This is a genomic window from Hydrogenophaga sp. T2 (assembly GCF_049843535.1).
GTDB lineage: Bacteria > Pseudomonadota > Gammaproteobacteria > Burkholderiales > Burkholderiaceae_C > Hydrogenophaga > Hydrogenophaga crocea.
Genome location: NZ_JBBHZJ010000004.1, coordinates 66,846 through 82,090, shown reverse-complemented (window position 1 = coordinate 82,090; position 15,245 = coordinate 66,846). Strand labels below are relative to the sequence as shown.

At 70.9% G+C, this 15,245-nt stretch carries 10 protein-coding genes; 5 read left to right on the top strand and 5 right to left on the bottom strand.

Features of this window, described 5'->3' with window-relative positions; all coding sequences use genetic code 11:
- Nucleotide 1: 1 nt before the first annotated feature.
- The 4 genes from dapE to dapC all read right to left on the bottom strand — a co-directional run bounded on the left by dapE (nucleotide 2) and on the right by dapC (nucleotide 4,538).
- Nucleotides 2–1,174: a succinyl-diaminopimelate desuccinylase gene (gene dapE, locus WDZ95_RS10475; protein WP_425778187.1), complete on the bottom strand. Its 1,173-nt coding sequence runs from the start codon at nucleotides 1,172–1,174 to the stop codon at nucleotides 2–4.
- A gap of 89 nt (nucleotides 1,175–1,263) precedes the next feature.
- Complete coding sequence (locus WDZ95_RS10470) at nucleotides 1,264–2,421, bottom strand: PilT/PilU family type 4a pilus ATPase (RefSeq protein WP_425778186.1); 1,158 nt, start codon at nucleotides 2,419–2,421, stop codon at nucleotides 1,264–1,266.
- A 35-nt stretch (nucleotides 2,422–2,456) separates the two neighbouring features.
- The gene (dapD, locus tag WDZ95_RS10465) at nucleotides 2,457–3,281 is read right to left on the bottom strand and encodes a 2,3,4,5-tetrahydropyridine-2,6-dicarboxylate N-succinyltransferase (RefSeq protein ID WP_166226288.1); all 825 of its coding nucleotides are present in this window, start codon (nucleotides 3,279–3,281) and stop codon (nucleotides 2,457–2,459) included.
- A 33-nt stretch (nucleotides 3,282–3,314) separates the two neighbouring features.
- Nucleotides 3,315–4,538: a succinyldiaminopimelate transaminase gene (gene dapC / locus WDZ95_RS10460; protein WP_425778184.1), complete on the bottom strand. Its 1,224-nt coding sequence runs from the start codon at nucleotides 4,536–4,538 to the stop codon at nucleotides 3,315–3,317.
- A gap of 111 nt (nucleotides 4,539–4,649) precedes the next feature.
- Here dapC and WDZ95_RS10455 point away from each other — a divergent pair, with 111 nt between their 5' ends.
- Entirely contained in the window at nucleotides 4,650–6,905 is a 2,256-nt protein-coding gene (locus WDZ95_RS10455) for a hypothetical protein (protein ID WP_425778182.1), read from the top strand.
- Here the strand turns inward: WDZ95_RS10455 and WDZ95_RS10450 are convergent.
- Nucleotides 6,896–7,663 carry an MHYT domain-containing protein gene (locus WDZ95_RS10450; RefSeq protein ID WP_425778180.1) on the bottom strand — a complete coding sequence of 256 codons (768 nt, stop codon included), beginning with the start codon at nucleotides 7,661–7,663 and terminating at the stop codon, nucleotides 6,896–6,898. The two genes, WDZ95_RS10455 and WDZ95_RS10450, sit on opposite strands and share 10 nt — an antisense overlap.
- A gap of 210 nt (nucleotides 7,664–7,873) precedes the next feature.
- Here WDZ95_RS10450 and smc point away from each other — a divergent pair, with 210 nt between their 5' ends.
- Genes smc through def form a run of 4 tightly spaced genes read left to right on the top strand, consistent with a single transcriptional unit; the run spans nucleotide 7,874 to nucleotide 15,157 of the window.
- On the top strand, nucleotides 7,874–11,386 hold the full coding sequence (gene smc / locus WDZ95_RS10445) for a chromosome segregation protein SMC (RefSeq protein ID WP_425778178.1): 3,513 nt from the start codon (nucleotides 7,874–7,876) through the stop codon (nucleotides 11,384–11,386).
- Nucleotides 11,383–12,534 (top strand): cell division protein ZipA C-terminal FtsZ-binding domain-containing protein, encoded by a 1,152-nt coding sequence (locus WDZ95_RS10440; protein WP_425778176.1) that lies wholly within the window; start codon nucleotides 11,383–11,385, stop codon nucleotides 12,532–12,534. The genes smc and WDZ95_RS10440 overlap by 4 nt, the downstream gene beginning before the upstream one ends.
- Before the next feature lie 2 nt (nucleotides 12,535–12,536).
- Entirely contained in the window at nucleotides 12,537–14,621 is a 2,085-nt protein-coding gene (gene ligA / locus WDZ95_RS10435) for an NAD-dependent DNA ligase LigA (protein ID WP_425778174.1), read from the top strand.
- Nucleotides 14,618–15,157 (top strand): peptide deformylase, encoded by a 540-nt coding sequence (def, locus tag WDZ95_RS10430; RefSeq protein ID WP_425778172.1) that lies wholly within the window; start codon nucleotides 14,618–14,620, stop codon nucleotides 15,155–15,157. The genes ligA and def overlap by 4 nt, the downstream gene beginning before the upstream one ends.
- The last annotated feature ends 88 nt before the right edge of the window (nucleotides 15,158–15,245 follow it).

Here is a 15,245-nt window from a genome sequence, read left to right as displayed (position 1 = left end):
GTCAGGCGTTCTGCACGGTCCGCGCGTGCAGGTTTTGCAGCGTGCGGCGGTAGATCGCGGTCAGGGGTTCGATGTCGGCGAGCACCACGTGCTCGTCGATCTTGTGGATGGTGGCGTTGGGCGGGCCCACCTCGACCACCTGCGGGCAGACCTGGGCGATGAAGCGCCCGTCGCTGGTGCCGCCGGTGGTGGAGAGCTCGGTGTGAAGGCCGGTCTCGTCGCGGATGGCGTCGCGCACCGCGTCGACCAGCGCACCGGGCGGCGTCAGGAAGGGCCGCCCGCCCAGGGTCCAGGCGATGTCGTGGTCGGCGCCTTCGCGCAGGCCGTGGCGCGCCAGGATCTCGACCACCTGCGCCTGCAGCGACTCGGGCGTGCGTTCGGTGCTGAAGCGGAAGTTGAAATCGATCACCACGGTGCCGGGGATCACGTTGGTGGCGCCGGTGCCGCCGTGGATGTTGCTGATCTGCCAGCTCGTGGGCGGGAAGTAAGGGTTGCCGCGGTCCCACTCGGTGGCGGCGAGCTCGGCGAGCGCGGGCGCGGCCAGGTGGATGGGGTTCTTCGCCAGGTGCGGGTAGGCGATGTGGCCCTGCACGCCCTTGACGGTGAGCTTGCCGCTCAGGGTGCCGCGGCGGCCGTTCTTGATCGTGTCGCCGGTGCGCTCGACCGAGGTGGGCTCGCCCACGATGCACCAGTCGAGCCGCTCGCCGCGCGCCTTGAGGGCCTCGCAGACCACCACGGTGCCATCGACCGCGGGGCCTTCTTCGTCGCTCGTGAGCAAAAAGGCGATGTCGATGCCGGGATCGGGTTGTTCGGCGAGAAAGCGCTCGCAGGCCACCACCATGGCCGCGATGGAGGTCTTCATGTCGCTCGCGCCGCGGCCGAAGAGCTTGCCGTCGCGGTGGCTGGGCACGAAGGGGTCGCTGGCCCAGGCCTCGCGCGGGCCGGTGGGCACCACGTCGGTGTGGCCCGCGAACACCAGCGTGGGCCGCTGGCCCGTGCCGCGGCGCGCCCAGAGGTTGCTCACGCGGAAGTCGGCCGGGCCGCTGTCGAGGCGTTCGCACGCAAAGCCCATGGCCTGCAGGCGCGTTGCGATGAGCTCCAGGCAGCCCGCGTCGCGCGGGGTGACGGAGGGCAGGGCGATGAGCGCCTCGGCCAGGCGCAGGGTGTCGGACATCAGACCGCCCGCCGGGCCGCCCCAAGGGCGGTTTGCGCCCCCTCGGGGGGCAGCGAGTACACGAAGTGACGAGCGTGGGGGCGCATATTTCAGAATTTAACGTCGAGCGTGAACTCGGTGAACGAGGGCGTGTCGGTGGCGTCTTCGTCGGCGGCATCCGCACCGCGCGCGGCGCTGGGCGCGAAGTCGTTCTGCAGGCGCCAGAGCAGGTTGTTGGGCGAGTCGGCCTGGGCCAGGCCTTCCTCGCGCGTGACCAGGCCCTCGTGGATCAGGCGCGCCAGGTCTTGTTCGAAGGTCTGCGAGCCTTCGGCCAGCGACTTCTCCATCGCTTCGCGCACGCCCGAGAAATCGGCCTTCTGGATCAGGTCGGCGATCAGCGCGGTGTTGAGCAGCACCTCCATGGCCGGCAGGCGGCCGCCCACGGGCGTGCGCAGCAGGCGCTGCGAGACGATGGCGCGCAGCGCGGCGGCCAGGTCGCCCAGCATGGTGGGGCGCACCTCGACGGGGTAGAAGCTCAGGATGCGGTTGAGCGCGTGGTAGCTGTTGTTGGCGTGCAGCGTGGCCAGCACCAGGTGGCCCGACTGGGCGTAGGCGATGGCGGCCGACATGGTCTCGCGGTCGCGGATCTCGCCGATCAGGATCACGTCGGGCGCCTGGCGCAGCGCGTTCTTGAGCGCGGTCTGCAGCGACACCGTGTCGGGCCCGATCTCGCGCTGGTTCACCACCGAGCGCTTGTTGCGGTAGGTGTATTCGATCGGGTCTTCGACCGTGAGGATGTGGCCGCTGACGCGCTCGTTGCGGTGGTCGATCATGGCGGCGAGCGTGGTGCTCTTGCCCGCGCCCGTGGCGCCCACCATCAGGATCAGGCCGCGCTTGTCCATCACCAGGTCGGCCAGGATGGGGGCGACGTTGAGCGTGTCCAGCGGCGGGATGTCGCTGGGCACGTAGCGGATCACCACCGCGATGGAGCCGCGCTGGCGCATGGCGCTCACGCGGTAGTTGCCCAGGCCTTCGAGCGTCACGCCCATGTTGAGCTCGCCGGTTTCGAGCAGCTCCTCGATGCGCGTGGCGGGCACGATCTCGCTGAGCAGGTTGCGCGGCGCCTCCGAGGGCAGCACCTGGCTGTTGATCGGGATCACCTGGCCGTTGATCTTGATCATCGCCGGCGCGTTCGCCGTGAGGTACACGTCCGAGGCCTTCTTGTCGGCCATCAGGCGCAGGATGCGCTCCATCGTTCCGCTGCTCATGCCATCTCCCTCACGGCGGTGGTTGGTTCGACTTCTTACGGGCGCAGCAGGTCGTTCAGGCTGGTCTTGGCGCGGGTCTGCGCATCGACGCGCTTGACGATCACCGCCGCGTACAGGCTGTACTTGCCACCGTCCTTGGGCAGGCTGCCGCTGATCACGACCGAGCCCGCGGGCACGCGGCCGTAGCTCACTTCACCCGTGGCGCGGTCGTAGATCGGTGTGCTCTGGCCGATGTACACACCCATGCTGATCACCGAGTTCTCCTCGACGATGACGCCTTCGACGATCTCCGAGCGCGCGCCGATGAAGCAGTTGTCTTCGATGATGGTCGGGTTGGCCTGCAGGGGTTCGAGCACGCCGCCCAGGCCCACGCCGCCCGAGAGGTGCACGTTCTTGCCCACCTGGGCGCAGCTGCCCACGGTGGCCCAGGTGTCGACCATGGTGCCTTCGTCCACATAGGCGCCGATGTTCACGTAGCTGGGCATGAGGATGGCGCCCTTGGCGATGAAACTGCCGCGGCGGGCCACGGCCGGCGGCACCACGCGCACGCCGGTGGCCTTCATCTCTTCGGGCGAGAGGTGGGCGAACTTGGTCTGCACCTTGTCGAAGAAGCCCAGGTCGCCGGCGCGCATGATTTCGTTGTCCTTGAGGCGGAACGACAGCAGCACGGCCTTCTTGATCCACTGGTGCACCGTCCACTGGCCCACGCCTTCGCGGGTGGCCACACGCAGGCGGCCCTTGTTGAGCTCGGCGATCACGTGCTCGACGGCGTCGGTCACTTCCTTGGGGGCGGCGGCGGGCGACAGCGAGGCGCGGTTGTCCCAGGCGGTGTCGATGATGGCTTGCAGTTGTTGGCTCATGGGGTGGTGGGCTAGGGGGAGAAAGGGAATCGGTCAGGCGTTGGCGCGGCAGAAGCCGGCGATGCGGTGCGCGGCCTCCAGGCATTCGTCGACGCCGGCCACCAGGGCCAGGCGCACGCGCCCGGCACCGGGGTTGTGCCCCTGCACCGTGCGCGCGAGGTAGCTGCCGGGCAGGACGGTCACATTGTATTGAGCGAGCAATTCGCGCGCGAAAGCCTCGTCGGCACTGAGACCCGGGGCGCGCTGCGCGAAGGCCGCGGGCACGCCGGCCCAGAGGTAGAAGGAGGCATCGGGCAGGGCCACGTCGAGCACCTCGGCCAGCACCGGCGTGACCTGGGCGAACTTTTCGCGGTATAGGCGTCGGTTGTCGACCACGTGGGCTTCGTCGCCCCAGGCGGCCACGCTCGCGGCCTGCACCACCGGGCTCATGGCGCCGCCGTGGTAGGTGCGGTAGAGCAGGAAGGCCTTGAGCAGCTCGGCGTCGCCGGCCACGAAGCCGCTGCGCAGGCCCGGCACGTTGCTGCGCTTGGACAGGCTGGTGAAGGCCACCAGGCGCTTGAAGTCGCTGCGGCCCAGCTGTGCCGCGGCCTGCAGGCCGCCGAGCGGGGCTTCGTCGCGGAAGTAGATCTCGCTGTAGCACTCGTCGGAGGCGATCACGAAGCCGTGGCGGTCGCTGAGCGCGAACAGCTTGCGCCATTCGTCCAGCGGCATCACCGCGCCCGCGGGGTTGCCCGGCGAGCACACGTAGATCAACTGCGTGCGGGCCCAGACGGCCTCGGGCACGCTGTCCCAGTCGACCGCGAAATTGCGTTCGGCCACGCTGGCCACGTAGTGCGGCTGCGCGCCCGCGAGCAGGGCCGCGCCTTCGTAGATTTGGTAGAAGGGGTTGGGGCAGACCACGGTGGCGCCTTCGCGCGTGGGGTCGACCACCACCTGCGCGAAGGCAAACAGCGCCTCGCGGGAGCCGTTCACCGGCAGCACCTGGGTGGCCGCGTCCACCGCCAGGCCGTAGCGCCGCTGCAGCCAGCCCGCGCAGGCCTCGCGCAGCCGCGGCTCGCCCGCGGTGGCGGGGTAGCTCGACAGGCCGTCGCCGAGGGCGTCGGCCAGCGCGCGCTTGAGGAAATCGGGGGCGGGGTGCTTGGGCTCGCCGATGCCCAGGCTGATGGGGCGGTGGGCGGGCGCGGGCTTCACGTCCGCAAAAAGCCGGCGCAGCCGCTCGAAGGGGTAGGGCTGCAGGCGCTGGAGCAGGGGGTTCATGGGCCGCGATTATCGGGGAGGGCGCTGATGAATCTGTCATGCGGCCGAGGCCCGGGCCCAAGCGCACGGGCCGCCGCTAGTCTCGCCGGCCGACACCGACGAGGCCCAGGCATGGACAAGAGATCGAGCTTCATTTCCCTGAACCGCGGCACCCGCAGCGCCCACCGCACCGGCAGCGGCCACCCGCCGGACCGCCGTTCGCCGGTGGCGACCCCGGATGCGGTCTTGCCCCGCATCGACGAGGACACGGCGCTGAATCCCCGCCCCGAGCCGCCGGCCGAGGTCCAGCCCGAGGGCGAGCCTTTCCGCATCACGCTGCAAGGCGACCGCCACGCCACCCTGGCGGTACCGCCGAACTGGCAACTGCCCATGCTCCTGGGCGTGGTGACCGAGGGCCGCCTGGGCGTGGGGCAGGCCTGGTTCGAGTCCGACGGCCTGCACCTCACGGGCCCGGCCGCGGCGGACACCCTGCGCCAACTGACCGATGCCCTGCTCGTGCTCAACGAACTCGGCGTGGGCTCGCGGCCCGGGCCGGGCGTGCTGGACATGCTGGTCAAGGCGCCCTCGCTGATGTCTGCGCCGACGCGGGGCGTGCGGCTGGTGGCGCTCGACGGGCAGACCCGCATCGCTGGCGACGCCCAGTGGGCGCTGGCCGTGCTGGTCGATCTGGCCGCGCATTCGCCCACGGTGGCCTGCGCCTTCATGGGGCGCTTGACGCCGCGCATGCAGCAAAACCTGCTGGGCCGCTGCCCGTCGGCCATCCACACCGTGGTGGTGCGGCTGTCGGAGGCGCACGACCGGCGGACCTGGATCGAATGCCTGGAAGCGGGTCTGGGCCGGGCCCTGCGCGGCCGGGCCGAAGGCCGGGATGTGCTGCCCTGGATCGCCGGCTGCCCACCCTGGGCCGCTGGCGCGCTCCACCGCCAATGGACGGCCTGCGGGGACGCGGCGGTCAAAGCCTGGTGCCTGCGCAGCTGCCCGCCGCTGGCCGAGGCCCTGGCCCGGCTCGCCGAGGCCGAAGACCTCATGGCCCCGGGTCCGGGGCGCGGTCCGCAGCCGCACCCCACCTGGGGCACGCTCACCGTGTGCCTCGACCAGCCGCCCGCCCAGGTGCTGGCGGCCCTGCGCGTGCACAGGGAGCCGCCGGAGGGCAGCCTCTGGTGGAACCTGGGGGCCGGCTTCCTGCGGCGGCGGGCCGGGCAGATCGTGAGCGGCGAAGCCGAGCACCCCGAGGGCTGCCTGGCCTGTTACCAGGACGTGGTCGAGACCTCGCGCCTGCTGCTCGGGCAGGGCACCGCCGCCTTGCGGCTGCACGCGGTTTGCAGCGAGGTGGCCGCCCTGTATGCAGACAAGCGTGTGGATGACCAGCGCCTGGCCTGGCTGCTCGGCCAGCTGTACCGCAACGCCCAGGCCTCGTTCGCCCATGCCGTGGGCCATGCCTTCCGCCAGTTCTGCGCCACGCCGGCCTCGAGCCGCCTGGTCCTCGAGGCGGCCGGCGCGGGCGAGCGCGCGCACGTGGACCTGCAGGACAACGTCCATCTGCGCTGGTTGCTCGCGGCCCTGGTGCTCACGGCCTGTGCCGACCCGGCCTTTCAGGCGAATCTGCCGCTCGACGCCCGCAAGCCCTTGCAGGCGCTGCTGGGCCCCCTGGAGCCGCCCCTGGTGCAGCGGCTGGCCCCCGACGGGCTCCCGAAGTCGTCGTGGCGGGTGCAGTACCTCTGGCGGGGCGAGCTGGCGTCGGACGACCAGGACTTCGCGCTCACCAGCCAGGTGTTCGCCGGCATTCTGCGCAAGGCCGTGCACGACGAGCACCCCATCCGGCCCGAAGAGATCAACGAACTCGCCGCGCAGATCGCGGGCGCGCAGCAGCACGACGACCTGATCGCCTGGACGTCAATGCTGCTGGCGCAATTTCCGGCCGACCAGGACTACCAGCAGTGCGTGGCCAAGATGCTCGTCAACACGGCCTGTCGGCTGTTGGAGGCGAGCCCCGGTCAGTGGCCATGGGCCGATCGGTTCCTGAGCCTGCTGGGCCGCGCCGACACGGTATGGATCGCCCGCGTTCAAGACGCCAAGCCGCACGTGATCTCGTCACGGCTGTGTTGCACCGAGACGCTGATCCGCGTGCAGCGGCTGCTTTCAGGCCGCAAGGAAAAGCGCGCCCAGCAACGTGTCTGCGCGTGGATGGCACAACTGCTGGTGTCGGTCGGTTCGCTCGCCACGGACGAGACCCGGGACCTGGCCGCCTACCTCTACACGCTTCAACGCAGCCACGGCCTGGACCTGCTCAACGCCGATGAGCGTGGCGTCGTGGCGATCTACCTGAACAGCCACCAATCCCCTGCCTGGCGCGAGTCTTACACCTGAGCCCGGCGCGCCCGCAGCGTGTTCTGACGCAGGGCCTGATAGAACTGGTCGAGCGAGAGCATCAGCGTGAGCATCACCGTGGTGGCGATCACCAGCATGGGCAGGCTGAACACCGCCACATAGCCCGTGCCCTGCGGAATGGCCGTGCGCTCGGTGGTGGTGCACACGAACTCGGCCGCGCCCATGCCGGTGTAGTGCATGGCGCACACCGCCACGCCCATGACCACCGAGGCCGCAATGCGCCGCGGCAGCGTGGCGATGTTGAAGGCCAGCCAGAGCGCGGCGGTGGCCGCCACCACGGCGATCAGCATGGACAGGCCCACGAGACCCATGTCCCAGGCGATGAAGCCGTAGATCTTCAGGCCGAACATGCCCAGGTAGTGCATCAGCACCACGCTCATGCCGAGCAGGAAGCCCGCCAGCAGCAGACGCGCCAGGCTGTCGGGGCGGCGCGCGGCCAGCACCACCGAGCCCGCGGTGGCGCCCACGGCCACCAGCAGCGAAGTGAAGGTCTCGAGCATGGAATAGCTGCTGCCCACGTCCATGCGCAGCGCCAGCATGCCGATGAAGTGCATGGACCACACGCCCACACCGCCCAGGGCGATGCCCACGGTGAGCACGTTGCTCCAGGCCAGTTCGCCCCGGCGACCACGCAGGCGGCCGGCCGCGGTGAGCGCCACGAAGGAGCCGGCAACGGCGAAGGCGAAGGACAGGGCCACGAGGCCGGCGTCCCAGGAAGTATTCACGGTCGGATTCATGATCGGGTCTCTGTCAGCACTTGGTATTCAGGAAAGGACTGCCCGAATTTTGTTTGCATGCTTTCAATGCGACAAGGCCGTGGCAACGCCGATCGCGTCCGCCGTGCGTTCTGACCATGAAATTTCGCACCCGGGGCCCGCAGGTATCATCCCCCGGCCGAGCCCTTCCAGGGCCGGGCCCCTGCCATTGCCGACCCCCCGGACCGCGCCGTGCGTCTCACCTCGATCAAGCTCTCCGGCTTCAAATCCTTCGCCGAACCCACGAACTTCATGCTCCCCGGCCAGCTGGTTGGCGTGGTGGGGCCGAACGGGTGCGGCAAGTCCAACATCATGGACGCGGTGCGCTGGGTGCTGGGCGAGTCCAAGGCCTCCGAGCTGCGTGGCGAGTCCATGCAGGACGTGATCTTCAACGGCACCACCAGCCGCAAGCCCGCGAGCCGATCCAGCGTCGAACTGGTGTTCGACAACAGCGACCACCGCGCGGGCGGCCAGTGGGGCCAGTTCACCGAGATCGCCGTCAAGCGCGTGCTCACGCGCGACGGCACCAGCAGCTACTACATCAACAACCAGCCGGTGCGCCGCCGCGACGTGCAGGACGTGTTCCTGGGCACCGGCCTGGGCCCGCGCGCCTACGCCATCATCGGCCAGGGCACCATCAGCCGCATCATCGAGAGCAAGCCCGAAGAGCTGCGCCTGTTCCTCGAAGAAGCCGCGGGCGTGTCCAAGTACAAGGAACGCCGCCGCGAGACCGCGCACCGCCTGGCCGACACGCGCGAGAACCTCACGCGCGTCGAAGACATCCTGCGCGAGCTCAACGCCAACCTGGACAAGCTCGAGCGGCAGGCCGAGGTGGCCGCGCAGTACCACGCGCTCAATGCCAGCGCCACGCTCAAGCAGCACCAGCTCTGGTTCTTGAAGCGCGCCGAGGCCGAGGCCGACCAGGCCCGCATCCAGAAAGACGCGGCCCAGGCCGTGAACGACCTCGAGTCGCGCACCGCCGACCTGCGCCGCGTGGAAAGCGAGCTCGAAACCATCCGCCAGGCGCACTACGCGGCCGGCGACCAGGTGAACCAGGCGCAGGGCAAGCTCTACGAGGCCAGCGCCGAGGTGGGCAAGCTCGAGGCCGAGATCCGCTTCGTGGTCGAAGGCCGCCAGCGCGTGGAGCAGCGCCTGGCCCAGCTCAAGGAGCAGATCGCCTCGTGGTCCACGCGCAGCGAGGACGCGGCGGTGGAGCTCGAACAGCTGGCCGAGAAGATCCTCGGCGCCGAAGAACAATCGGTGGTGCTCGCGGCCCAGGGCGAAGAGCAGGCCGGCGCGCTGCCCGCGCTCGAAGACGCGCTGCGCGCCGCGCAGGCGCGTGCCAACGAGCAGCGCACCGCCGTGGGCCAGGTGCAGCAGCAGATCCAGGTGCTGGCGGCCGAGCAGCGCAACATCGAGGAACAGTCGCGCGGCCTGAACCAGCGCCGCGAGCGCCTGCTGGCCGACCGCAATGCCCTGGCCGCGCCCGACGAGGCCCGGCTGCTCAACGCGCAGGGCGCGCTGCAGACCGCGCAGGCCCTGGCCGAAGAAACCGATGCCCGCCTGCACGAGCTGCAGGAGCAGGTGCCCCAGCTCGACGACGCGCGCCGCACGGCCCAGGCCGAGGTGAACGCGCAGTCGGCGAAACAGGCCGACCTCAGCGCGCGCCTGGAAGCGCTCAAGGCGTTGCAGGAAAAGGTGCGCACCGACGGCAAGCTCAAGCCCTGGCTCGCCAAGCATGGCCTCGACGGCCTGCAGGGCCTGTGGAGCCGCATCCACGTGGAGCCGGGCTGGGAGAACGCGCTCGAAGCCGCGCTGCGCGAGCGCCTGGGCGCGCTCGAAGTCTCGCGGCTGGAGATGGTGCGCGCCTTCGCCAACGACGCGCCGCCCACGCGCCTGGCCTTCTACCAGCCGCCCGTGGCGGGCGCCGCGGCCGAGGCCTCGGGCGCGCTCAAGCCGCTGGCCCAGTGGCTGCGGCTGAACGACGCCGCACAGCAGGCGCTGCTGGGCGACTGGCTGCGCGGCTGCTACAGCGCCGCCACGCTCGACGAGGCCCTGGCGCTGCGCGGCCAGCTGCAAGCCGGCGACACCATCTACGTGGCCAGCGGCCACGCCGTCAGCGCGCACAGCGTGGCCTTCTACGCGCCCGACAACGAACAGGCCGGCCTGCTCGCGCGGGCCCAGGAAATCGAGAACCTGGACAAGCAGCTCAAGGCCCAGGTGCTGATCGCCGAACAGGCGCGCTCGGCGCTGGTGCGCGCCGAGGCCGCCTACAGCGACGCCTCGCAGCGCCTGGTGGGTGCGCGCCGCGAGGCCGCCGAGGCGCAGAGCCGCGCGCACGAGCTGCAGGTCGAGGCGCTGCGCCTGACGCAGCAGGCCGAGCAGACGCGCGCGCGCAGCGAACAGATCGCGGCCGATCTCGCCGAGGTCGACGCCCAGCTCGAAGACCTGCAGGAGCGCCGCGTGACGGCTGAGGCGCGCTTCGAAGAACTCGACATGCAGCTCGCCGACAGCCAGGAGCGCCACGCCCAGCTCGACGACGCCGTGATCGAGGCCGAGCGCCGCCTCAACCAGGCGCGCGAGCAGCAGCGCGCGCTCGAACGCAACGCGCAGGAGGCCACTTTCTCGCTGCGCAGCCTGCAGGCGCGCCAGGCCGAACTGCAGCGCGCCATCGACACCGCGGGCCAGCAGGAGAAAGCGCTGATCGACGAAGAGCAGCGCGCGCGCGACGAGTTCGCGCGCCTGAACGACGCCGCGGCCCAGGCGGGGCTGCAGACCGCGCTGGCCGCCAAGACCGAGCGCGAGCAGGCGCTGTCGGCGCTGCGCAGCCAGTACGACGACCTCACCATGAAGCTGCGCGCGAGCGACGAACGCCGCCTGCAGCTCGAACGCGAGCTCGAGCCGCTGCGCAGCCGCATCACCGAATTCCAGCTCAAGGAACAGGCCGCGCGCCTGGGCGTGGAGCAGTACAGCCAGATGCTCGACGAGGCCGAGGCCGACCGCGCCGCGATCGCGCAGAGCATCACCGAGGGCAATGTGCGCCTGGCCGGCCTGCAGGGCGAGATCGACCGCCTGCACCGCGAGATCCAGGCGCTGGGGGCGGTCAACCTGGCCGCGCTCGACGAGCTCACGGCCGCGCGCGAGCGCAAGACCTTCCTCGATTCGCAGACCGCCGACCTCACCGAGGCCATCAACACGCTCGAAGACGCGATCAGGAAGATCGACAACGAAACCCGCGAACTGCTGGCCTCGACCTTCGAAACCGTCAACACGCACTTCGGCCGCATGTTCCCCGAGCTGTTCGGCGGCGGCAACGCCAAGCTCATGATGACCGGCGAAGAGATCCTCGACGCCGGCGTGCAGGTGATGGCGCAGCCGCCCGGCAAGAAGAACCAGACCATCCACCTGCTCTCGGGCGGCGAGAAGGCGCTCACCGCGATCGCGCTGGTGTTCGCCATCTTCCAGCTCAACCCGGCGCCGTTCTGCCTGCTCGACGAGGTGGACGCGCCGCTCGACGACGCCAACACCGAACGCTATGCCAAGCTCGTGAGCGCCATGAGCAAGGACACGCAGTTCCTGTTCATCAGCCACAACAAGATCGCGATGGAAATGGCCCAGCAACTCATCGGCGTGACCATGCAGGAGCAAGGCGTCTCGCGCATCGTGGCGGTCGACATGGAGTCGGCCGCGGGGATGCTGTCATGAGCAGTCTGCAAGTGGGTCTGGCGGTCATCGGCGGCCTGGTGCTGGCCGCGGTGGTGGCCTACAACGCCTGGGTCACGCGCCAGAGCGCGCCGCGCACCGCGCGCGAACGCGGTGCCGCGCCCGCGCCAGGCGAGCGCGAGCACATCGAGCCCACGCTCGACCCGCTCGGCGACGCGCCGGCCGAACGCCGTGAACCGGTGCTGGGCCATCCCGAGTTGCCCGACGAGTCGGCCGTGGTCACGGTGCCGGGCGAACTGCTCGCGGCCGTGCGCGACGAAGCGCCCGCGCCCATGGCCCCGGCCCTGCCCGTGGCCGAGCGCCGCCCCGCGCCCGCGCTCGACGCGCTGATCGACGTGATCGCGCCGCTCTCGCTCGAACACGAGGTGTCGGGCGATGCCGTGCTGCTGGCGCTGCCCGCCACGCGCCGCGTGGGCAGCAAGCCATTCGCGGTGGAAGGCCTCACGCCCGACGGCGCCGAATGGGAAAGCCCGCGCCCGGGCCAGCGCTACCGCGCGCTGCAGGCCGGCGTGCAGCTGGCCAACCGCGCGGGCGCGCTCAACGACATCGAGTTTTCCGAGTTCGTGGTGAAGGCCCAGGCCTTCGCCGACGCGGTGGGCGCGAGCCCCGATTTCCCCGACATGCGCGCCGAGGTGGCGCGCGCGCGCGAGCTCGACGCCTTCGCCAGTGGCCACGACGCGCAGCTGGGCTTCACGCTGCGCGCGCGTCGCGCCGCCTGGAGCCCCGGTTATGTGGCGCAGCACGCGGCACGCATCGGCTTCGTGGCCGGCGCGCTGCCGGGTCGCATGGTGCTCGCGGCCAGCCAGCCCGGCCTGCCGCCCGTGCTGGTGCTCAGCTTCGACGCCCAGGCCGCCATGGCCGACGACCCCGAGCAGAGCGCGCTGCGCGAGGTGACGCTGTCGCTCGAGGTCACGCACGTGGCGCGCGAGGAGCAGGCCTTCCTGCGCCTGCGCCAGGCCGCACAGGCCCTGGCCGAAGCCATGGACGGCGTGGTCACCGACGACACCGGCGTGCCGCTGTCGGCCGAGACCATGGACCGCATCGGCGCCGACCTCGAGGCCCTGTACGACGCGCTCGACGCGCGCGACCTGTCGGCAGGCTCGCCGCAGGCGCGCCGCCTGTTTTCCTGATCATGACCTCGCTAGACCTGTTCGCGGCCGCGCCCACGCCGGCCGAGCGCGCGGCCGAGCTGCGCGCGCAACTGCACCGCCACGCGCACCTCTACTACACCCTCGACCAGCCCGAGATTCCCGACGCCGAGTACGACCGGCTGTTCCGCGAGCTGCAGGCGATCGAGGCCGAGCAGCCCGAACTGCTCACGCCCGACTCGCCCACCCAGCGCGTGGGCGGCGCGGTGCTCAAGACGCTGCCGCCGGTGCGCCACGCGGTGCCCATGCTGAGCATCCGCACCGAGACCGACACCGAGGCCAGCGGCGCCGCCGCCTTCGACGCGCGTGTGCGCCGCGAGCTCGGCCTGGGCGAGGCGGACCCGCCGGTCGAATACGTGGCCGAACTCAAGTTCGATGGCCTGGCCATGAGCCTGCGCTACGAGCGCGGCGTGCTGGTGTGCGCGGCCACGCGCGGCGACGGCGAGAACGGCGAAGACGTGACGCACAACGTGCGCACCATCGGCCAGATCCCCTTGAGGCTGCCCGAGGGCGTGCCCGAGGTGCTGGAGGTGCGCGGCGAGGTCTACATGCGCCGCGACGATTTCGAGGCCCTGAACGAACGCCAGCGCCAGAAGATCGCCGCCGGCGCCAAGGGCGAGAAGACCTTCGTGAACCCGCGCAACGCCGCGGCTGGCGCGGTGCGCCAGCTCGACTCGCGCATTGCGCGCGAACGCCCGCTGAGCTTCTTCGCCTATGGCTGGGGCGAGGTGGTGGGCGACGGCGCACCACCGGCCACGCAGTTCGACTGGCTCATGCGCCTGAAGGCCTGGGGCTTTCCGGTGGCCGAACAGACCGCGGTGTGCCTGGGCGCCGAGGCGCTGGTGGCCTTCCACCGCCGCATCGGCGAGGCGCGCGATGCGCTGCCCTACGACATCGACGGCGTGGTCTACAAGGTCAACCCGCTGGCCCTGCAGCAGCGCCTGGGCTTCGTCACGCGCGAGCCGCGCTGGGCCGTGGCCCACAAGTACCCGGCGCAAGAGCAGCTCACCACGGTGCAGGCCATCGACGTGCAGGTGGGCCGCACCGGCAAGCTCACGCCCGTGGCCAAGCTCGCACCGGTGTTCGTGGGCGGCGTCACCGTCACCAACGCCACGCTGCACAACGAACTCGAAGCGCGCCGCAAGGACGTGCGGGTGGGCGACACCGTGGTGGTGCGCCGCGCGGGCGACGTGATCCCCGAGGTGGTCTCGGTGCTGGCCGACAAGCGCGCGGGCGATCCGCCGCCCTTCACCATGCCCACGCATTGCCCGGTCTGTGGCAGCGACGCCGTGCGCGAAGAGGGCGAGGCCGACCACCGCTGCACCGGCGGCCTGTTCTGCGCCGCGCAGCGCAAGCAGGCCATCCTGCACTACGCGCAGCGGCGCGCGCTCGACATCGAAGGCCTGGGCGACAAGCTCGTGGAGCAACTGGTGGACAGCGGCCTCATCAAGACCCTGCCCGACCTCTACAAGCTCGGCTTCACCGCGCTCGCGGCGCTCGAACGCATGGCCGAGAAGTCGGCGCAGAACGTGCTCGACGCGCTCGAGAAGAGCAAGCACACCACGCTGCCACGCTTCCTGTTCGGCCTGGGCATCCGCCACGTGGGCGAGGCCACGGCCAAAGACCTCGCGCGCCACTTCGGCGGCATCGACCGCATCATGGACGCGAGCGTGGACGCGCTGCTGCAGGTCAACGACGTGGGCCCGGTGGTGGCGCAGAGCATCCGCACCTTCTTCGACCAGCCGCACAACCGCGAGGTGGTGGAGCAGCTGCGCGCCGCGGGCGTGCAGTGGCCCGAAGGCGAGGGCGCGCAGAACACGCCGCAGCCGCTGCTGGGCAAGACCTTCGTGCTCACGGGCACCCTGCCCACGCTGGGCCGCGAAGACGCCAAGGCCCGGCTCGAAGCCGCGGGCGCCAAGGTCGCGGGCTCGGTCAGCAAGAAGACCGACTACGTGGTGGCCGGCGCCGAGGCCGGCAGCAAGCTGGAGAAGGCGCAGGCGCTCGGCGTGGCGGTGATCGACGAGGCGGCGATGCTCGCACTGCTGCACCCCCCTGGAGACGCTGCATGACCGTGCACACCATCCTCAAGATGGGCGACCCGCGCCTGCTGCGCCACGCCCGGCCCGTGACGGCCTTCGACACGCCCGAGCTGCACCGCCTGGTGGCCGACCTGCACGACACCATGGCCGCGGCCAACGGCGCCGGCCTGGCCGCGCCGCAGATCGGTGTCGATCTGCAGGTGGTGATCTTCGGCAGCGGCGCGCCCAACCCGCGCTACCCCGAGGCGCCCATCGTGCCGCGCACCGTGCTGATCAATCCCGTGATCACGCCCTTGTCCGACGAGGAGGAAGAGGGCTGGGAAGGCTGTCTCTCGGTGCCGGGCCTGCGCGGTGTGGTGCCGCGCTGGCGGCGCATCCGCTACCAGGGCTTCGACGCCTTCGGCCAGGCCATCGACCGCGAGGCCGAGGGCTTCCATGCGCGCGTGGTGCAGCACGAATGCGACCACCTCTGGGGCACGCTCTACCCGATGCGGGTGCGCGACTTCACGCGCTTCGGTTTCACCGAGGTGCTGTTCCCCGGCCTGGACGCGAACGACGACGATTGAAGTCTGCAAGCGGGTGCGTGGGCACCCGCACATCGGATGGGGCCATTGCGCTGGCGCGCACGTGCCCCGCAGGCGCTCCGCACAATGC

Coding starts and splice junctions, on each gene's coding strand:
- WDZ95_RS10440 (WP_425778176.1), top strand. CDS start 11,383: ATGAGCAGTCTGCAAGTGGGTCTGGCGGTCATCGGCGGCCTGGTGCTG.
- ligA (WP_425778174.1), top strand. CDS start 12,537: ATGACCTCGCTAGACCTGTTCGCGGCCGCGCCCACGCCGGCCGAGCGC.
- WDZ95_RS10470 (WP_425778186.1), bottom strand. CDS start 2,421: ATGAGCAGCGGAACGATGGAGCGCATCCTGCGCCTGATGGCCGACAAG.
- dapD (WP_166226288.1), bottom strand. CDS start 3,281: ATGAGCCAACAACTGCAAGCCATCATCGACACCGCCTGGGACAACCGC.
- def (WP_425778172.1), top strand. CDS start 14,618: ATGACCGTGCACACCATCCTCAAGATGGGCGACCCGCGCCTGCTGCGC.
- dapE (WP_425778187.1), bottom strand. CDS start 1,174: ATGTCCGACACCCTGCGCCTGGCCGAGGCGCTCATCGCCCTGCCCTCC.
- WDZ95_RS10455 (WP_425778182.1), top strand. CDS start 4,650: ATGGACAAGAGATCGAGCTTCATTTCCCTGAACCGCGGCACCCGCAGC.
- dapC (WP_425778184.1), bottom strand. CDS start 4,538: ATGAACCCCCTGCTCCAGCGCCTGCAGCCCTACCCCTTCGAGCGGCTG.
- WDZ95_RS10450 (WP_425778180.1), bottom strand. CDS start 7,663: ATGAATCCGACCGTGAATACTTCCTGGGACGCCGGCCTCGTGGCCCTG.